The sequence below is a fragment of the Allobosea sp. GW821-FHT10B12 genome, from assembly GCF_059415545.1.
The window spans coordinates 192280-209976 of record NZ_JBWKNL010000006.1; the positions used below are offsets into that span (position 1 = coordinate 192280).

At 67.1% G+C, this 17697-nt stretch carries 17 protein-coding genes; 5 read left to right on the forward strand and 12 right to left on the reverse strand.

Going from position 1 to position 17697, the window contains the following annotated elements; all coding sequences use genetic code 11:
• Nucleotides 1-11: 11 nt before the first annotated feature.
• The 8 genes from AC07O0_RS21035 to AC07O0_RS21070 form a co-directional block, all read right to left on the reverse strand.
• Nucleotides 12-1070, reverse strand: a complete 1059-nt coding sequence (locus AC07O0_RS21035) for a sugar phosphate isomerase/epimerase family protein (protein WP_494625630.1) — start codon at nt 1068-1070, stop codon at nt 12-14.
• A gap of 215 nt (nt 1071-1285) precedes the next feature.
• Complete coding sequence (locus tag AC07O0_RS21040) at nt 1286-2338, reverse strand: ABC transporter substrate-binding protein (protein WP_494625631.1); 1053 nt, start codon at nt 2336-2338, stop codon at nt 1286-1288.
• The gene (locus tag AC07O0_RS21045; protein WP_494625632.1) at nt 2335-3525 is read right to left on the reverse strand and encodes an NAD(P)/FAD-dependent oxidoreductase; all 1191 of its coding nucleotides are present in this window, start codon (nt 3523-3525) and stop codon (nt 2335-2337) included. Before AC07O0_RS21045 ends, AC07O0_RS21040 begins: the two co-directional genes overlap by 4 nt.
• Nucleotides 3522-4907, reverse strand: a complete 1386-nt coding sequence (locus AC07O0_RS21050) for an FAD/NAD(P)-dependent oxidoreductase (protein WP_494625633.1) — start codon at nt 4905-4907, stop codon at nt 3522-3524. Before AC07O0_RS21050 ends, AC07O0_RS21045 begins: the two co-directional genes overlap by 4 nt.
• On the reverse strand, nt 4904-5194 hold the full coding sequence (locus AC07O0_RS21055; protein WP_494625634.1) for a (2Fe-2S)-binding protein: 291 nt from the start codon (nt 5192-5194) through the stop codon (nt 4904-4906). The genes AC07O0_RS21050 and AC07O0_RS21055 overlap by 4 nt, the downstream gene beginning before the upstream one ends.
• Before the next feature lie 2 nt (nt 5195-5196).
• Complete coding sequence (locus AC07O0_RS21060) at nt 5197-5991, reverse strand: ABC transporter permease (protein ID WP_494625635.1); 795 nt, start codon at nt 5989-5991, stop codon at nt 5197-5199.
• Nucleotides 5992-5996: 5 nt separating this feature from the next.
• Entirely contained in the window at nt 5997-6854 is an 858-nt protein-coding gene (locus tag AC07O0_RS21065) for an ABC transporter permease (RefSeq protein WP_494625636.1), read from the reverse strand.
• Nucleotides 6851-7906: an ABC transporter ATP-binding protein gene (locus AC07O0_RS21070; protein WP_494625637.1), complete on the reverse strand. Its 1056-nt coding sequence runs from the start codon at nt 7904-7906 to the stop codon at nt 6851-6853. The genes AC07O0_RS21065 and AC07O0_RS21070 overlap by 4 nt, the downstream gene beginning before the upstream one ends.
• A gap of 180 nt (nt 7907-8086) precedes the next feature.
• On the opposite strand from AC07O0_RS21070, the gene AC07O0_RS21075 reads away from it, so the two are divergent.
• The 4 genes from AC07O0_RS21075 (at nt 8087) to pgi (ending at nt 13003) form a co-directional block, all read left to right on the forward strand.
• Nucleotides 8087-8896: an IclR family transcriptional regulator gene (locus tag AC07O0_RS21075; RefSeq protein ID WP_494625638.1), complete on the forward strand. Its 810-nt coding sequence runs from the start codon at nt 8087-8089 to the stop codon at nt 8894-8896.
• Entirely contained in the window at nt 8893-9852 is a 960-nt protein-coding gene (locus AC07O0_RS21080; protein ID WP_494625639.1) for a carbohydrate kinase family protein, read from the forward strand. Before AC07O0_RS21075 ends, AC07O0_RS21080 begins: the two co-directional genes overlap by 4 nt.
• A 92-nt stretch (nt 9853-9944) precedes the next feature.
• Nucleotides 9945-11198 carry a Vps62-related protein gene (locus AC07O0_RS21085; RefSeq protein WP_494625640.1) on the forward strand — a complete coding sequence of 418 codons (1254 nt, stop codon included), beginning with the start codon at nt 9945-9947 and terminating at the stop codon, nt 11196-11198.
• A gap of 182 nt (nt 11199-11380) precedes the next feature.
• Nucleotides 11381-13003 (forward strand): glucose-6-phosphate isomerase, encoded by a 1623-nt coding sequence (gene pgi / locus AC07O0_RS21090; RefSeq protein ID WP_494625641.1) that lies wholly within the window; start codon nt 11381-11383, stop codon nt 13001-13003.
• Between the two features lie 119 nt (nt 13004-13122).
• Here pgi and AC07O0_RS21095 read toward each other — a convergent pair whose 3' ends face one another.
• The 4 genes from AC07O0_RS21095 to AC07O0_RS21110 all read right to left on the reverse strand — a co-directional run bounded on the left by AC07O0_RS21095 (nt 13123) and on the right by AC07O0_RS21110 (nt 16273).
• Nucleotides 13123-14397 carry an NAD(P)/FAD-dependent oxidoreductase gene (locus AC07O0_RS21095; protein ID WP_494625642.1) on the reverse strand — a complete coding sequence of 425 codons (1275 nt, stop codon included), beginning with the start codon at nt 14395-14397 and terminating at the stop codon, nt 13123-13125.
• Between the two features lie 64 nt (nt 14398-14461).
• Complete coding sequence (locus tag AC07O0_RS21100; RefSeq protein WP_494625643.1) at nt 14462-14842, reverse strand: methylglyoxal synthase; 381 nt, start codon at nt 14840-14842, stop codon at nt 14462-14464.
• A gap of 16 nt (nt 14843-14858) precedes the next feature.
• Complete coding sequence (locus AC07O0_RS21105; protein ID WP_494625644.1) at nt 14859-15239, reverse strand: cupin domain-containing protein; 381 nt, start codon at nt 15237-15239, stop codon at nt 14859-14861.
• A complete protein-coding gene (locus AC07O0_RS21110; protein WP_494625645.1) occupies nt 15236-16273 on the reverse strand; it encodes a LacI family DNA-binding transcriptional regulator in 1038 nt (345 codons plus the stop codon). Before AC07O0_RS21110 ends, AC07O0_RS21105 begins: the two co-directional genes overlap by 4 nt.
• A gap of 146 nt (nt 16274-16419) precedes the next feature.
• Between AC07O0_RS21110 and AC07O0_RS21115 the strand changes: the two genes are divergently transcribed.
• Nucleotides 16420-17697 (forward strand): ABC transporter substrate-binding protein, encoded by a 1278-nt coding sequence (locus AC07O0_RS21115; protein WP_494625646.1) that lies wholly within the window; start codon nt 16420-16422, stop codon nt 17695-17697.

Here is a 17697-nt window from a genome sequence, read left to right on the forward strand (position 1 = left end):
GGGCGCCTCCGTCAGCGGTCGAGCCCGAGCATACGCCGATTGGCCGCCTCGTCGGTGCCCCCTGCGGCAAAGTCGTCGAAGGCCTTCTCTGTAACGCGGATGATGTGGGCGGCGATGAACTCCGCGCCCTCGCGCGCGCCGTCCTCGGGATGCTTCAAGGCGCATTCCCATTCGAGCACGGCCCAGGAATCGTAGTCGTACTGCGCCAGTTTCGAGAAGATGCCGCCGAAATCGACCTGGCCGTCGCCCAGCGAGCGGAAGCGGCCGGCGCGGTCGATCCAAGGCTCGTAGCCGCCATAGACGCCGACGCGCCCGTTCGGGTTGAACTCGGCATCCTTCACATGGAAGGCCTTGATGCGCTCATGGTAGAGGTCGATGAAGGCGAGATAGTCGAGCTGCTGCAGCAGGAAATGGCTGGGATCGTAGTTGATGCAGGCTCTGGGATGGCCGCCGACCGCATCGACGAAGCGCTCGAAGGTCGCCCCGTCATGGACGTCCTCGCCGGGATGAATCTCGTAGCAGAGGTCGACGCCGGCCTCGTCATAGGCGTCGAGGATCGGGCGCCAGCGCTTGCCGAGCTCCTCGAAGGCGGTCTCGACCAGTCCGGCCGGACGCTGCGGCCAAGGGTAGATGAAGGGCCAGGCGAGCGCGCCAGTGAAGCTGACATTGGCTGAGAGGCCGAGCCGGCGTGAGGCTTTCGCCCCGAGCTTCATCTGCTCGACAGCCCATGCCTGACGAGCCTTCGGATTGCCGCGCACCGCTGGTACCGCGAAGCCGTCGAAGGCTTCGTCGAAGGCGGGATGGACGGCGACGAGCTGACCCTGGAGATGCGTCGAGAGTTCGGTGATGGTGAGGCCGTACTGGGCGAGCGTGCCCTTGACCTCGTCGCAGTAGGCGTCGGACTCGGCGGCCTTGGCGAGATCGAACAGACGGGCATCCCAGCTCGGGATCTGCACACCACGATAGCCGAGCGAGGCGGCCCAGCGGCTAATCGCGTCGAGCGAGTTGAATGGCGCCGCGTCGCCGGCGAACTGGGCGAGAAAGAGCCCCGGGCCCTTCATGGTCTTCATCGCGACCCTCCCGACAACGCGACCCCTTGTCGGAGCTCGCAATCCACCGCCTGACCGACGATGTAATCGATTGCAAGACTGTAGCGGGGACGCGCTTCCTGTCAAACCGGGTTCGATCGGGTCGGGTTTGAAGGGCTGCGCGCGCCGGCAAACCCGATTGCATAAGAAGACACCGCCGCGCTGCGGCGCGGCGGTGTCGAAATTCGAAGGGCGATTCAGCGCTCGATCATCTTGTTCCAGCGGCTGTTCCATTCCGGCCGCTTGGCGTTGATCTGGTCCCAGTCGAGGGTGACGGCCGTCTTCATGTTCGCGTGGAAAGCCTCGAGCTTCGTCTCGGCTTCAGGCGTCGAGGCCTTGGCCTTGGTGTTCGACGGCACGATGTTGCCGGCGGCGAGCGCCTTGGACTGCGCCGGCGCCGAGAGCAGGTAGGCGGCGAGCTTCTGCGCCAGCTCCGGCTCGGAATTGTTGGCGATGACGCATTGGGCGACCATCAGCACGACCGAGCCTTCCTTGGGCTGGGCGTATTCGACGGCGATGCCCTTGTCCTTCAGCGTCGAGATGCCGGTCGGCGTCAGCGGGAAGATCGCGGCCTCGCCGGTCTGCGCCATCTCGGCGATCTTGGCCGAGCTCGGGATGAATTCGAGCACGTTCTTGCCGATCGTGTCGCGGAACTTGGTGAAGCCGGGCTCGACATTGGCCTCGGTGCCGCCCTGGATGCGGTTGAACATCAGGAAGGCGTGCAGGCCGAAGGACGAAGCCGAGGCCGACTGGAACACGACCTTGCCCTTGTACTTGGGATCGGCGAGGTCCATCCACGAGGTCGGCGCCGGCCAGCCCTTCTCGTCGAACAGCTTCTTGTTGTAGCCGAGCCCGGTCATGCCGAGGTCGATGCCCACGGCCATGTCGTCCTTCATGCGGGTGCCGGGCGCGAGCTCGGCCATCTCCGGGCCGGATTTCGTCTTTTCGCAGAGGCCGGCGCCGATAGCGCGGACCATGACGCCATCGTCGAGGAACATGACGTGCATCTGCGGCTTGTCCTTGGCCGCGGTCGCCTTGGCGAGGATGTCCGAGGAGGTGCCGGGCACGACTACGACCTTGACGTCGTTGGCCTTCTCGAAATCCGGGAAGACGGCCTGGGTGAAGGTCTTCTCGAAATTGCCGCCGTTCATGCCGACATAGAGTGTCTTCGACTGGGCGAAGGCGCTGCCCGAGGCGGCGAGCGCCACAGCGGCTACGCCGGCCGCCAGGATGGTGCGATAGCTGGTCATGGTCTCAACTCCCCTGCGTTGTGCGGCTCTTGGTTTTGCCCCGCACCCGAGCCAGCGTCGGTGCGGGCGGAACTCTCTCTGAAGCGGCCGATCGAGAAGGCCGCGATCGGTGTCTGCGTCTCCCCGTCGCGGACGAGCTCGGCGAGCACCTCGCCGACGCCGGGCGCGATCTGGAAGCCGGCGCCGGTGAAGCCGAAGGCATGGATCAGGCCGGGCGTCGTCCCGCTCGGGCCGATGACCGGGTTCCTGTCCGGCATGGCACCTTCGGTACCGCTCCAGAAGCGGATCGCCTGGGCGTGGCGCAGGCCTGGGAACAGCGCGGCGGCGTTGTTCATGATCGCGATCGCGCCGTCGCCGCGCGGCCGCGAGAAATCGATGTCTGCCAACGGCAAGGCGCGCTCGCCGCCGACCACGACATTGCCGCGCTCGACCTGGCGGGCATAGATGCCGCCGCCCTCCATGCCGATATTGACCGACATCACCTGTTCCATCGGCTCGGTGACGACCATGGAGGGGTAGATGCGCGAGAGCGGCACCGGCTCGCCGAAGCTCTCGGCGAAGGGGTCGGCCCAGGCGCCGGCGCTGTTGATGACGAAGCGGGCGCGCAGCGCGAGGTTGCCGGCAGCTTCCAGCGCAAAGCCTTCTCCGTCCCGAACCACGCCTTCGACGGCGGTGTTCTCCAGCACCTCGACGCCAGCCCGGCGCGCCGCGGCGGCGAAGCCGGTCGAGACCAGGCGCGGATTGGCATGGCCGTCGCCGGCGCAGAAGGAGGCGCCGACGACGCCGTCGCCGATCCAGCCGAAGCGCTCGCGCAGGCCGTTATGGCCGATCAGCTCGAGGTCGAGACCCTGCTCGGCAACGTCGTCCGCATAGGCTTCGAGCGAGGCCATGTCGGCTTCATTGCGAGCGAGCTTGAGATGGCCGGAGCGCAGGAATTCGCCATCGATCCCGATCAGCGCCTTGAGCCGCGGCCAGATCGCATGCGCACGTTGCGACAGCGGCAGTTGTTCGACCGGCCGGCCCTGGCGGCGCACGCCGCCATAGTTCACGCCCGAAGCCTGCGCGCCGCAAAAGCCCTTGTCGAGCAGGGCGACGGAGAAGCCCATGCCGCGCAGCGCCAGCGCGGCCGAGGAGCCGACGAGGCCGCCGCCGATGATCGCGACGTCGACGGAAAGGCGCCGGCTCATTCCGCCGCCTCCTGTTGGGCCGCCAGCGCCAGCGTCAGCGGCACCGGCTTGATCGGCGCCTGGCTGCGCAGGCGGCCGACGGCCTCGATGCCGCGGCTCGTCTCATGCGCCAGCAGCTCGGCGGCGGCAGCGCCGCATATGCGGCCCTGACAGCGGCCCATGCCGACGCGGCTCACGGCCTTCAGCCGGTTCATCTCGTGCACGCCGAAGCGGCTGATGGCGGCGCGGAGATCGCCGGCACTGACTTCCTCGCAGCGGCACAGCGTCGTTGCGTCGGCGATGTCCCGCACCCAATGTGCCGGGAAGGGGAAGGCGGCTTCGAGCACCTCGCGGAAACGGCCGATGCGGGCGAGTTCTGCTTCGAGCGCATTGGCGCGGGCGAGATCATGCGGCAGGCCGCGATCCTGCAGCAAAGCGAGGGCGGCGCGCGCGCCGGCGCTTTCGGCCGCGTCCGCTCCGGCGATGCCGGCGCCGTCGCCGGCGATGTAGACGCCGGGCACGCTGGTGCGGCCGGCCGCGTCACGTTCGGGCAAAGCGGCACGGTCGCGCTGGTTGAAGGCGAAGCGGCAGCCGGCGAGGTCGGCGAGCTGGGTCTCGGAGCGCAAAGCGAGGCCGTAGCCGACGCCGTCGCAGGCGAGCCGGTGTTCCAGCCCGTCCTGGCGCCAGGCGACGGCCTCGGCCTTGTTCGCGCCCTCGATGCGGATATCGGCGACGCCGTAATGCAGGGCGACGCCGGCCAGCTTCAATTCGGTGGTCATCCGCATGCCGCGCAGCACGATTCCGGGGAAGAGCGGCAGCCCGCGCAGCAGGTTGAACTTGGCGGCGAAGGGCGCGGTGTCGAGCACGGCCGCGACCCTGGCGCCAGCCTTCATGTACTGCCAGGCGACGAGATAGAGCAGCGGGCCGGATCCGAGGAAGACGATTCTTGAGCCGATGGCGCAGCCCTGGCTCTTCAGCGCGATCTGGGCGCCGCCCAAAGTGAAGACGCCGGGCAAGGTCCAGCCCGGGATCGGCAAGGTGCGGTCGGTCGCGCCGGTGGCGAGGACGAGCCCGTCATAGGCGACCTGCCGGCTCGTGCCTTCGACCATGATATCGGCGCGGCCGTCTCTGATGTTCCAGAGCAGAGCCTGCGGCCAGTAGTCGAGCTTGCCGTCGAGCGCGGCGAAGTCGCGATGCAGCGCCTCGGCCTTGGCGGCTTCCGAGCCGTAGAGGTCGCGGCTGGAGCGCCCGTCCGGTACGAGGCGCTGGCGGTAGATCTGGCCGCCGCAGGCAGGCGCCTCGTCGATCACGAGCGGGCGCAGACCGGCCGCGACCAGCGCCTGCGCTGCGCGAATGCCGGCGGGGCCGGCGCCGACGACCAGGGGCTGCGGCCGTTCGTTCATGCTGCTCTCGCGCGACGCGTGACGATGCGCATGCCGGCCGTGAGCGCGGTCGAACAGGCGCGCAGGCGCTCGCCGCTTTCGAGCACGATCCAGCAATCCTGGCAGGCGCCCATCTGGCAGAAGCCGGCGCGCGGCGAGGCCGAGAACTCGCTGAGGCGCAAACGCTCGGCGTGAGTGAGGATCGCGGTCAGCACGGTGTCGCCGGTGCGACCTTCGCAAGCGACGCCGTCCAGCGTGAACGGGATGGCCGGGTGGTCGGCACGGACGATGCGATGCAGCAGCGGCATGGTCACTTCTGCCCGACGAGGATCTTGTCGAGGCCGAAGGCGCGGTCGAGCACCAGCATGGCGCCGGCGGTGAGCGCGATCATCAGCGCCGAGACCGCGGCCATCATCGGGTCGATCGATTCCGTCGCGTACATGTACATCCGCACCGGCAGGGTCACCGTCTGCGGCGAGGTCACGAAGATCGACATGGTCAGCTCGTCGAAGCTGTTGATGAAGGCGAGCAACCAGCCGCCGGTGATGCCAGGCAGGATCATCGGCGCGGTGACGCGCCGGAACACCGTCCAGTGCGAGGCGCCGAGCGTCATCGCCGCCTGCTCGGCCGAGCGGTCGAGCCCGGTGAAGGCGGCCATCACCAGCCGCAGCACATAGGGCGTGATCACCACGACATGGCACGCCACCAGCCAGGCGAAGCTGCCGGTCGCGCCGATCAGGGCGAAGAGCCGCAGGAATGCGACGCCGAGCACGAGATGCGGGATGATCAATGGCGAGAGGAAGAGCGCGTTCAGCGCATCGCGGCCGGGGAAGTCGTAGCGGTCAATGGCGAGCGCGGCCGGGACCGAGATCGCGACGGAAAGCGTCGCGGCGAGCGTCGCCAGCCAGAGGCTGTTGACGAAGGAGGCGACGAAGTCGGGATGGCGGAAGATCTCGCGGAACCAGCGCAGCGAGAAGCTGGTGGTCGGGATCGAGAGCGTGTTCTCCGGGGTGAAGGCGACGAGGCAGATCACCACGAGCGGCGCCAGCACGAAGCTGACGACCAGCGTATGGAAGAGGAGCGCGAGCGGGCCGTTCTTCTGCATCGGGCTCACCCTAGGGCCTTGCGGGCGCGCGTCTCGATGACGCGGTTATAGGCCAGCATGATCACGAGATTGGCGGCGAGGACGATGATCGCGATCGTCGCGCCGAGCGGCCAGTTCAGCTCGTGCATGTATTCGTCATAGACCAGCGTCGCCGCCATCTTGAGCCGGCGCCCGCCGAGCAGGCCGGGAATGGCGAAGGCCGAAGCCGAGAGGCCGAAGACGATCAGGCTGCCAGAAAGCATGCCGAGCGAGACCTGCGGCAGCACCACGCGGCGCAACGCGGTGAAATGCGAGGCGCCGAGGCTCCAGGCGGCGGCCTCGACCATCGGGTCGAGCTTCTGCAGCGCGGTCCAGACCGGGATCACCATGAAGGGCAGCATGACGTGGACGAGCGCGATCACGATCGCGGTCTCGGTGTAGAGCAGGCGGGCGCTGCCGAAACCGAGGGCCTGCAAAGCCTGGTTCACCAGTCCGGTCGAGCCGAGCAGCATGCTCCAGCCGAAGGCGCGGACGACGACCGAGACCAAGAGCGGCCCGATGATCACCAGGAGGAAGACCGAGCGCCAGGGATCGCGCATCCGCGACAGGATATAGGCCTCCGGCGCGCCGATGACGGCGCAGATCAATGTGGTGAGGCCGGCGAGTCGCAGCGTGCGCCAGAAGATGCCGAGATAGTAGTCGTCTGAGAATACCGCGGCGTAATGGGCCAGGGTGAACTCATTCTTGATGCCGGTCGTGTGGTCGTAGACGTGGAAGGAGAGGATCACCGTCAGCACGAGCGGCAGGATGATCAGCCCGATGAAGATTAGCGCGCCCGGCCCGGCGAGCCAGAACGGTGTCGCCGCGGAGCGCCCGACGCTCATGCCGCCGCTCCCTGCGAAAGCGGTTCGATGCGCAGGCTGGCAGGAGACCAGTCGAGCGCGACCATCTCACCCTCGCGTGCTGGCTCATCGCCATCGTTCGGGGCCGAGACCAGGATCGCGCCGGCCGCGGTCTCGACCGTGAATAGCCAGCTGCCGCCAAGGAAGAACCGATTAGCGATGGTGCCGTCGAGGCGGCCCTGGCCGGGGGCCGCGAGCGCGATCTTCTCAGGGCGGATCGACAGGGCGATGGCTGCGCCTTCGGCTAGCCCGCTGGCTTCCGCCGGCAGGGCAAGACCGGCGATCTCCGCCGCGCCCTTGCGCCAGACGCCTTCTAGCCGGTTCATCTTGCCGACGAAGGAGGAGATGAAGGGCGTTGCGGGGTTCTCGTAGAGCTTGTAGGGCGCGTCGACCTGCGTCATCCGGCCCTGCTCCATCACGACGACGCGGTCGCTGATCGAGAGCGCCTCGGCCTGGTCGTGCGTGACCATGATCGTGGTGGTGCCGACGCGCTGCTGGATGCGGCGCAGTTCGAACTGCATCTCTTCGCGCAGTTTGGCGTCGAGATTGGAGAGCGGCTCGTCGAGCAGCAGCACTGGCGGCTGGATCACGAGGGCGCGGGCGATGGCGACGCGCTGGCGCTGGCCGCCGGAGAGCTGGCGCGGATAGCGCTCGGAAAAGCCGCCGAGATGGACGAGGCCGAGCATAGTTGCGACGCGCTCGTCGCGTTCGGCTTTGGCGACCTTTCGCATCTCCAGTCCGAAGGCGACGTTCTGCGCGACCGTCATGTGCGGGAAGAGCGCATAGCTCTGGAAGACGATGCCGAGACCGCGCTTGTTCGGCTTCTCGCGGGTGATGTCGCGGCCATCGAGTGTGATCGTGCCGGTGGTCGGCTCGACCAGTCCGGCGATCATCTGCAGGGTCGTGGTCTTGCCGCAGCCGGATGGGCCTAGCAGCGAGACGAACTCGCCCTTGGCGACGCTGAGGTCGATGTCGCGCGCGGCGGCAAAGTCGCCGTAGACCTTGCTCAGCTTCTCCAGCGTCAGGAAGCCCATGACCTCTCCCGCTTGGCTCGCCCCGCCCGCTCATCGGGGTCTTCATGCCCTTATGCTTGTCAGAAGCCGAAGGAGTGGAATTTCGTCAATCAGTAATTCCATATGAAAGAATTTTAATATTAGTAATTCCGTTATATGAAATTTATTGTCGAAGCAGCTTTACCGGATTATCGTGAGCGGATGATCGATTCTACCGAGCCTCAGTCCAGCCTGCGCCGCGCGCTCGGCCTTCTGCGCCTCGTCGGCGCGGCGGAGGCGGGCGGCGTCCGCCTGAAGGATCTCGCCGAGCAGGCCGGCTGCAGCCAGCCGACGGCGCATCGCGCTCTGCAGGACCTCGTGGCCGAGGGCTTCGTCGAGCAGATCGGCAAGCGCTACCGGCTGGCGCTCGACTTCTTCGTGCTGGCGGCGCGCGCCGGCCATGCCGACGGCCTGCGCGACCTCGCCAAGCCGGTGCTGCTGCGCCTCTCGGCGACGCTGACCGACACGATCTTCCTGCTGGTGCGCAACGGCTATGACGCGGTCTGCCTCGACCGGATCGAGGGGCCGTTCCCGATCCGCTCCTTCACCGGCGATATCGGCGGCAAGGTGCCGCTCGGGCTCGGGCAGGGGAGTCTCGCCATCCTCGCCCACCTGCCCGAGGCCGAGCGCGAGGCGGTGATCCGGTTCAACGTGCCGCGCCTGCTCGATCGCGGCTTCCTCGACGAGGCGGCGCTGCGGGTCGAACTGGAGAAGGCGCGGGCGCAGGGCTGGGTCAATCTCAACACCGGGCTGATCCCGGGCATGGCGGGGCTCGGCGTGCCGGTCTTCGATGCGCAGGGGCGCGCCGTCGCGGCGCTCAGCGTCGGCACGCTGGCTGACCGCTTGCGGCCCGAGCGCCTGCCCGGCGTCGTCGCCATCCTCAAGGCCGAAGCCGCGACGCTGGGCGCAATGCTCAATCCGTTCGATACGGCCCTGCGCCATCCCTCGCGCAGCTTGAGTTCGGTGGCATGATCCTGGTCTGTGGCGAGGCGCTGGTCGATCTCTTCCTCGATCCGCCCGAGGGCGCGCAGATGCTCGGCCGCGCGGTTGCCGGCGGCTCGCCCTTCAATGTCGCGATCGGCCTGGCGCGGCTCGGCGTGCCCGCCGCCTTCCTCGGCGCGATCTCGCGTGACGGCATCGGCGCGATGCTGGCGGATCGACTGAAGCAGGAGGGCGTCGATACCCGGTTCATCGCCCGCAGCGATCGGCTTTCGACGATCTCGGCCGTCGCGACGGGAGCGGAAGGGCAGCCGGGCTATGGTTTTCATGGCGAAGGCGCGGCCGACCGCTTCCTGCTGCTGCGCGATCTGCCGGCTACATTGCCGCCGGAGGTGCGAGCGCTGACCTTCGGCTCCTACAGCATGGCGGTCGAGCCGACCGGCGCGACGCTCGCGCTTCTCGCCGAGCGCGAACACGGCGGGCGGGTGATCAGCGTCGATCCAAACCTGCGACCGTCTGTCGTGCCGGACATGGCGCTGTGGGCGCGTGCAGCCGAGCGCTTCTACCGCACCGCGACCATCGTCAAGGCGAGCGACGAGGATATCCGCATCGCCTGGGGCGGGCAGTTGTCGTTGCAGGAGGCGGCGGCCTATTGGCTCGGGCTTGGTGCCAAGCTGGTGGTGGTCACGCGCGGCGCGGAAGGTGCGCTCGGGTTTTGCGCTGCCGGGCAGGTTGAATTACCGGCCAGGGTTGTCGATGTACGCGACACGGTGGGTGCCGGTGACAGCTTCCATGCGGCACTGCTCGCGCGCCTTTCGCAGACCGATCGGCTGAGTATCGAAGGCGTCGCCGCACTTGATCAAGCGGCATTGGGTGAAGTGCTGAACTACGCTGCAATCGCTGCGTCCATCACGGTCGGCCGTCGCGGTGCCGATCTCCCTGCGGCAGCGGATATGAAAGCTGCTCCCCGTTCACATCGATATCTGTGAACCACCGTTCACATACTGCAGCGTGACTTCTGCTACCTAGCACAACTATAGGTTGTGTGTGCTGTTTCGGCACGCATAGGGGAGCGGTCTCGATGTCCAATCGTCTGCAGAAATCGCAGCTGACCACCACCACCCAGGTCGCCTTTGGGGACCTGACGCTTGTCTTCGTCGATCAGTTCAGCCTTCGCTGGGACGACGGGGGTAGCGGCGGGGATCACGACGGAGCTTTCTGGTATCCCAATGCGCCGAGCGGGTTCCGACCTCTCGGCTGCATCGGCGTCAACAATTATGACAACCCGGCTGGCCGGCAATGGGCCCTCTGTGTCAAGGCGACGGTCGAAGGGTCCGATGCCGTTCGTTCGCCGACGGGCTACAACCGCATCTGGACCGATCAGGGCTCAGGCGCCGACAGAGACGGCGCATGCTGGGCGGCAATTGCGCCAGCCGGATATGAAGGGCTGGGGCATGTCTTCACCAGCGACTACAACCCGCCGTCCTTGGAGGATATCTGGTGCGTGCGGTCCGATCTGGTCGGCGAGGCGCTGCTGGGAGACTGGTTGTGGGACGATAGCGGGACGGGGTCCGACACGGATTTCAGTGCCTGGCGGATTGATCCGATCACCTACTACCACGACAACACCACAATCCTGATCGGGGCCAATTGCTTCTACGGGGTCGCCAGCCACGATCGGCCTTCACCGGTCGTCAAGGTGCTGCGCCTGGAGCCGCCGACCGAGCGCGGCGACACTCCGCCAGTTCCGCGGCTCGACAGCTACGATCGTCCGGCTCCCGAGAGCGACTGGATGCGGGAGCGGCGGATCACCGTGCCGTTCACAGGCGTGACGGATGACCACTACGACCTCGCCTGGAAGATCGCCAACTCGCCATTCTACTTCCTGGAGCGCTGGGACAATTTCCAGCTCGAACTCTATGACAATAACCAGCAGGCGGAACCGCATGAGCTGGAGCGGGAGATCACCGTCGGCGTGACCAAGTCGTCGACGGAGACCTTCAACCACGAGGTGGGCATCAGCATCAGCTACGAGACCGGCGTCAGCTTCGGTGGTGCGGGCTCCAAGGTGAAGGGCACCTTGTCGTACAAGTTCGGCTATTCGACCTCGACCTCAGTCACGAACTTCCAGCAGAACACGGTGAAGCTCAAGCTCAAGACGCCCGGCAGGCATGCCGCTGCGATGTGGGCGCCGCATACGATGTTCAAGATGCTGCGCGCCGACGGCTCGATGGTCGGCGCCCCACTGTTCCTCGAGGATAGCGGCGTCGCCTTCTACGAGCGGGAATATCCCGAGACGGGTTCGGCCAAGCCGCGTCGGCGCATTCCGCGCTGAAGCGTTCGGGAGGGGCGGCTGGGCCGCCCCTCCCGTTTCTCCTACCGCGGCGGCTTATGACCACCGGGGTAATCTCTTTGCATGGCAGCCCCGTCCGCTCGCTGCCGTGACCTCGCCGCTGTCGATATGCTACCTCGGCTTGCCGCTATGGCGGCCGATCGCAATCGCCACGGAGAATGATCGTGCTGGAGAAGGCCTGGGCGGATCTTTCCGCGCATCGCACCCGAACCGTCTCGCAGCATCTGCGCGAGCTCTTCGCCGCCGACCCGCAGCGCTTCTCGACCTTCTCGGCCCGGCTCGACGATCTGCTGCTCGACTATTCCAAGACCGCGGTGAGCGCCGAGACCATGGCGCTGCTACTGGCACTGGCCAAGGCGGCTGATGTCGAAGCCAAGCGCGATGCAATGTTCGCGGGCGAGCCGATCAACACGACGGAAGGGCGCGCTGTGCTCCATACGGCGCTGCGCAACCAGTCCGGCCGGCCGGTCAAGATCGACGGCGTCGATGTCATGCCGGAAGTGAACGCGGTGCTGGAGCGGATGGCGGCCTTCGCTGACGGCATCCGAAGTGGTTCGATCGCGGCGGCCGATGGTGGGCGTTTCAGCGATGTCGTCAATATCGGCATCGGTGGCTCCGATCTGGGGCCCGTGATGGCGACGCTGGCGCTCGCGCCCTATCATGACGGGCCGCGCCTGCATTACGTCTCCAATATCGATGGCGCCCATATCGCCGATACCTTGGCGAAGCTCGATCCGGCCCGGACGCTGGTGATCGTGGCGTCGAAGACCTTTACCACGATCGAGACCATGACCAATGCCGCGACGGCGCGACGCTGGATCGCCGGCGCGCTCGGCGAAGAGGCGGTGGCCAAGCACTTCGCCGCGGTCTCGACCGCGCTCGACAAGGTCGCCGCCTTCGGTATCGCGCCGGACCGCATCTTCGGCTTCTGGGACTGGGTCGGCGGCCGCTACTCGGTCTGGTCGGCGATCGGCCTGCCGGTGATGATCGCGATCGGTCCCGGGAATTTCCGAAGTTTCCTCGCCGGCGCGCATGCGATGGACGAGCATTTCCGAAACGCGCCGCTCGACAGGAACCTGCCGGTGCTGTTCGGCCTGATCGGGCTCTGGCATCGCGAGAGCTGCGGCTATCCGGCTCGCGCCGTCCTGCCCTACGATCAGCGGCTGGCGCGCCTGCCGGCCTATCTGCAGCAGCTCGACATGGAGTCGAACGGCAAGCGCGTGCACAAGGCGGGTGGTGCGGTGACGCGGCCGACCGGCCCGCTGGTCTGGGGCGAGCCCGGCACCAATGGTCAGCACGCCTTCTTCCAGCTGCTGCACCAGGGCAGCGACATCATTCCTTGCGAGTTCCTGGTCGCGGCCGAAGGGCACGAGCCGGAGCTAGCCCATCAGCACCGTCTGCTGCTCGCCAATTGCCTCGCCCAGAGCGAGGCGATGATGAAGGGCCGCACGCTGGAGGAGGCGAAGGCGCAACTGGCGAAGCAGGGGCTGTCGGCGGAAGCGGTCGAGCAGCTCGCGCCGCACAAGGTCTTCCCCGGCAACCGGCCGAGCGTGACCATCGCCTATCGCAAGCTCGACCCGTTCACGCTCGGGCGGCTCATCGCGCTCTACGAGCATCGCGTCTTCGTCGAGGCGGCGGTGTTCGATATCAACGCCTTCGACCAGTGGGGCGTCGAGCTCGGCAAGGAGTTGGCGACGGCGTTGCTGCCGGTGATCGAGGGCAAGGCACCGGCCGAGACGCATGACGCCTCGACGGCGGGGCTGGCGCGCTATCTGACGGGGCGTTGAGTGAGGCCGTCATTCTCGGGCGAAGCGAAGCGCAGACCCGAGAATCTCTGGAGGAGATGACCGCGACCAGAACCTCTTCCGGCCTGAGATGCTCGGGTCAAGCCCGAGCATGACGCCTGTCAGCTCCCACCGCCAGGCTGCTTCACATCGCGCTGGGTGATCAGCCTTGCGCTGCGCTGGTCGCGCGCGTGGATCCAGAGCCAGCTCAGCGCGACGCTGAGTCGGTTGCGCACGCCGATCAGGAAATAGATGTGCGCTAGGCCCCAGAGCCACCACGCCAGCCAGCCCTTGAGCTTCACCCGGCCGAAATCGATGATGGCGACGCGCTTGCCGACTGTGGCGAGGCTGCCGGCGTGACTGTAGGCGAAGGGGCGCGGCGCCTTGTCGCCGGCGAGCCGGCGCTGGATCGTCGCCGCGACATGGCGGCCCTGTTGCTTGGCGGCAGGCGCGATGCCGGGCACTGGCTTGCCGTCATGGTCCTTGACCATGGCCGTGTCGCCGATCGCGAAGATCTCTGGTCGTCCGGGCACGGTCAGATCGGCCTCGACCTCGACGCGCCCGGCGCGGTCCATGGGGGCATCGAGCCAAGCGCTGGCGGGCGAGGCGCGCACGCCGGCGGCCCAGATCATCGTCGCCGCCGGCAGTCGCTCCTCGCCGATCATGACGCCGTCCGGGCCGCAGGCGGTGACGGGTGCGCCGGTGCGGATATCGACGCCGATGCGCTGCAGTTCCTTATGCGCATAGGCCGCCAGTTCCTCGTCGAAGCTCGGCAGGATGCGCGGGCCGGCCTCGACCAGCACGACCTGGGTCGCGCGGGTGTCGATCCGACGGAAGTCCTGGGGCAGGGTGGCGCGAGCCAGCTCGGCGATCGTGCCGGCGAGCTCGACGCCGGTCGGGCCGGCGCCGATGACGACGAAGGTCAACAACGCCGATTGGCGCTCGGGATCGGCTTCCGCCTCGGCACGCTCGAAGGCGAGCAGGATACGGCGGCGAACGGTGGTCGCGTCTTCGAGGGTCTTCAGGCCCGGCGCATGGGGTTCCCAGTCGTCATGGCCGAAATAGGCATGGGTTGCGCCGGTGGCGATGACGAGCGTGTCGTAATGCAGCGTCTCGCCGGTCGAGAGAGCGACTTCACGCCTGGTGGTGTCAACGCCGGTGACCTCGGCGAGCAGTGTCGTCACGTCGCCGCGGCGCCGGAACAGATGCCGGATCGGCCAGGCGATCTCGGAGGTCGCGAGCGAGGCAGTGGCCACCTGGTAGAGCAGAGGCTGGAACAGGTGATGATTGCGGCGGTCGACGATGGTGACGCGAATGTCGGCTCCGGCCAGGCGATGCACGGTCTCGAGCCCGGCGAAACCACCGCCGATCACCACGACATGATGCGATCCGCTCATCGGCCATTCCTCGTTCCGGCAGGGCGAGGTTTTTGTAGCACGGCTTTGCGGCCAAGGGTTTGCCTTAGCCCTTCAGCAGCCCCGACTGCGCCAGTGCGGTCGCCGTGCGCGGGCTGAAGGCGGCCGGGATGTCGTAGACCAGCACCAGCCGCAGCAGCGCCTTGACGTCGACATCGTGTGGCTGGGCCTGCAGCGGATCGGGGAAGAAGAACAGCGCGTCGAGCTCGCCCTGCGCGATCATCGCGCCGATCTGCTGGTCACCTCCGAGCGGGCCGCTTTTGACCAGGCGGATCTGCAGATCGGGCATGGATTCCTTCAGCACCGAGCCAGTAGTGGCGGTGGCGACGATGCGGTGCGGCGCGATCAGTTCGGCATGGTCGCTCGCCCATTGCGCCAGCTCCGGCTTCTTGCGGTCATGCGCGATCATCCCGATCGTCAGCGGCATCTTCGCTTTCCTTTGCTCAGGGCACCCAGCGCCGCGACTGCTCGGCGCGGTCGTCATAGCTCGCTTCGAAGATCGGCGAGGCGAGCGTGGCGCGGACCTTGAGGATGCCGCTGCCGATATTGCGGAAGCCGTGCCGGGCGCCGGCCGGGATCACGACAGACTGATTGGCGCGCAGGACCAGGCTCTCGCCGCGGAGCGTGATCTCCGCCTTGCCCTCCACTACTTCCAGCACCTCTTCGACAGCGTGGAGATGGACGGGGGCGCCGAGGCCGGGATCGCAGAACTGCTCGAAGATGCAGAGCTGGGCCGAGCGCACCAGCGCCGAGACCCGCATCAGCGTCATCACGCCCTCGCGCCATTGCTCAAGCGGCTGGGTTTCGTGGTCGAGCAGGGTCATGCCGTTGCCTTCTGTGCGAGCCCGACCATTGGCGGTTCATGCGGAACGCGAACCTCCGTCGTCGGCTCGCCGCTCCAGAGCGATTGCAGCTGACTGACGACATGCCCGCCGAAGCTCTCATAGGGAATCCGGATCGAGGTCAGCCAGGGCGCGATCCAGTGGTTGAGCGCATTGCCGTCGACCCCGATGAGCATGCAGCGCTGCGGGATCGGCACATCGCTTTCGACCGCGAGCCGATAGGCGCCATAGGCGATCAGGTCGCTGACGCAGAGGGCGCCTTCAGGCCAGCCACCGTCCTGCACCAGCGCGCGAGCGGCGGCGTAGCCGATCTCGATATGCGACAGTCCCGGCCCGCTGGCGCGACGGATCGCATCTTCCGGGACACCGCGTGCGACGAGGCGGTCGATGAAGCCCGATGCTCGCTCCTGCGTGCTCGACACGTTCTGTGCCGCCATCAGCACGGCCGGGCGCTCGATGCCACGCGCCAGCATGAAGTCGGCGGCATCGGCCCCGGCGGCGCGATTGTCGATGCCGACATAAGCCCCGCCGCCGAGCGGGTTGTGCCGGGCGACGAAGACCATGGGATCGCCGCGCCGCAGCGTCTCCTCGAGCCCGCGGCTGCGTACGGCGCTGACCATAACATAGCCGGCTACGAACTGCTCACGCATCGCCTGGAGGTAGTCGTCCTGCAATTCAGCGCGGTCATGCGTGTCGCACAGGATCATGACATAGCCGGCCGCCCGCAGCGCCGCCTCGGTCGAGACCGCGATCGCTGCCATGGCCGGATTGTCGAGATTGGGCGAGAGCATCGCCACGACCCGGCTGGCGCGCTGGCGCAGCGCCCGGCCGACCGGGTTGGGCCGATAGCCCAATCGCGCGATCGCCTCCTCGACACGTGCCACCGTCTCGGGCGAGGCCCGCCCGCTCTCGCCGTTGACGATGCGCGAGACGGTCGAGATCGAGACGCCGGTGTCCTCCGCGACCGTGGTGAGCGATACCGAACCGTGATGTGCCCTGGCGGCCCTGGTCTTCATCGCGCTCCATCCCCGATTCTGCGCCTGGCGAACCGGCACCCAAGAGATGCCGGCTCACTTCGGGATTGACAAGCTAGGCAAACGTTTGCCTAAATGATTGTCAAGGCGCTCATCGAGGCGTCGGTTCAAGCGGGGATGGAACGCTCATGCACAGCAAGCATTGGATTTCGGCGCTCGCCTTGACGGCCGGCCTCGTCATGGGCGGCTTCGCGCAAGCCCAGACCACGGTCCGCATCGCCTGGTATTCCGATGGCAATGAGGGCGAGGTCATCACCGACCTGCTCAAGCGCTTCGAGGCCCAGAACAAGGACATCAAGGTCGTGCTCGACCAGGTGCCCTACAAGGCCATCACCGAGAACCTTCCCGTCCAGCTCGCCTCGGGCCAGGGCCCTGACATCGCCCGTGTCGTCGACCTCGGCGGCATCGCGCGCTATGCGCTCGACCTGCGCCCGCATCTCAAGAATGCCGCGTACTGGGAAAAGAATTTCGGGCCGTTCCTGCCCTGGATGCGCCCCGAGGGTGACACCAAGGCGATCACCGGCTTCATGACGCAGCTCACTGTCACCGGCCCCTTCGTCAACAAGACGCTGTTCGAGCAGGCCGGCATTGCCCTGCCGGGCGCCAAGGCGACCTGGGAAGATTGGGGCAAGGCGGTCAAGGACGTCGCAGCCAAGGTGCAGGCGCCGTTCCCGCTGGCGATGGACCGCTCGGGCCACCGCTTCTTCTCGGTCGCCGTTTCGGAAGGCGCAAAGGTCTTCGACGCCAAGGGCGAGCCGGCTGTCATCGACGACGGTTTCAAGCGCGGCGCCAAGCTGGTCTATGACTGGCATCAGAACGGCGTGATGAAGAAGGAGCTCTGGGGCTCGGTCTCTGGCACCGCCTATCGCGGCGCCAATGACGAGTTCAAGAACGCCCAGGTCGTGCTGTACCAGTCGGGCTCCTGGCAGATCGCCCAGTTCGACAAGACCGTCGGCGATGCCTTCGACTGGATCGCGGTTCCCTCGCCCTGCGGTGCCGGCAATTGCTCGGGCATGCCGGGCGGCGCCGGCCTCGTCGCGATCAAGACGACGAAGAGCCCGGAGGCCGTCGCCAAGGTGATGGACTATCTCGCCAGCGAGCCGGTGCTGAGCGAGTTCTATGCCCGCTCGCTGTTCGTGCCCGGCCATCTCGGCATCGCCGCCAAGGGGCTCGACTACCAGGGCGCGAGCGCGCCGGCCAAGGCCGCGCTCAAGGTCTTCTCGGACCAGGTCGCGCAGCTCTCGCCTGTCGCCTATCAATTGCAGGGCTATACGAGCAACCGCGTCATCTTCAACGCGGTGATCAGCCGGCTCGGCCAGGCGATCTCGGGTGAGGGCAGCCTCGACGAGGCCTATAAGCGGATCGAGTCGGACATCGCCCAGCAGATCGCCGAGCGCAAGAAGTAA

What these genes read in the sequence shown, in the direction of transcription:
- AC07O0_RS21035 (WP_494625630.1), bottom strand. Translation starts at nt 1,070, where the DNA reads ATGAAGACCATGAAGGGCCCGGGGCTCTTTCTCGCCCAGTTCGCCGGC.
- AC07O0_RS21040 (WP_494625631.1), bottom strand. Translation starts at nt 2,338, where the DNA reads ATGACCAGCTATCGCACCATCCTGGCGGCCGGCGTAGCCGCTGTGGCG.
- AC07O0_RS21045 (WP_494625632.1), bottom strand. Translation starts at nt 3,525, where the DNA reads ATGAGCCGGCGCCTTTCCGTCGACGTCGCGATCATCGGCGGCGGCCTC.
- AC07O0_RS21050 (WP_494625633.1), bottom strand. Translation starts at nt 4,907, where the DNA reads ATGAACGAACGGCCGCAGCCCCTGGTCGTCGGCGCCGGCCCCGCCGGC.
- AC07O0_RS21055 (WP_494625634.1), bottom strand. Translation starts at nt 5,194, where the DNA reads ATGCCGCTGCTGCATCGCATCGTCCGTGCCGACCACCCGGCCATCCCG.
- AC07O0_RS21060 (WP_494625635.1), bottom strand. Translation starts at nt 5,991, where the DNA reads ATGCAGAAGAACGGCCCGCTCGCGCTCCTCTTCCATACGCTGGTCGTC.
- AC07O0_RS21065 (WP_494625636.1), bottom strand. Translation starts at nt 6,854, where the DNA reads ATGAGCGTCGGGCGCTCCGCGGCGACACCGTTCTGGCTCGCCGGGCCG.
- AC07O0_RS21070 (WP_494625637.1), bottom strand. Translation starts at nt 7,906, where the DNA reads ATGGGCTTCCTGACGCTGGAGAAGCTGAGCAAGGTCTACGGCGACTTT.
- AC07O0_RS21075 (WP_494625638.1), top strand. Translation starts at nt 8,087, where the DNA reads ATGATCGATTCTACCGAGCCTCAGTCCAGCCTGCGCCGCGCGCTCGGC.
- AC07O0_RS21080 (WP_494625639.1), top strand. Translation starts at nt 8,893, where the DNA reads ATGATCCTGGTCTGTGGCGAGGCGCTGGTCGATCTCTTCCTCGATCCG.
- AC07O0_RS21085 (WP_494625640.1), top strand. Translation starts at nt 9,945, where the DNA reads ATGTCCAATCGTCTGCAGAAATCGCAGCTGACCACCACCACCCAGGTC.
- AC07O0_RS21095 (WP_494625642.1), bottom strand. Translation starts at nt 14,397, where the DNA reads ATGAGCGGATCGCATCATGTCGTGGTGATCGGCGGTGGTTTCGCCGGG.
- AC07O0_RS21100 (WP_494625643.1), bottom strand. Translation starts at nt 14,842, where the DNA reads ATGCCGCTGACGATCGGGATGATCGCGCATGACCGCAAGAAGCCGGAG.
- AC07O0_RS21105 (WP_494625644.1), bottom strand. Translation starts at nt 15,239, where the DNA reads ATGACCCTGCTCGACCACGAAACCCAGCCGCTTGAGCAATGGCGCGAG.
- AC07O0_RS21110 (WP_494625645.1), bottom strand. Translation starts at nt 16,273, where the DNA reads ATGAAGACCAGGGCCGCCAGGGCACATCACGGTTCGGTATCGCTCACC.
- AC07O0_RS21115 (WP_494625646.1), top strand. Translation starts at nt 16,420, where the DNA reads ATGCACAGCAAGCATTGGATTTCGGCGCTCGCCTTGACGGCCGGCCTC.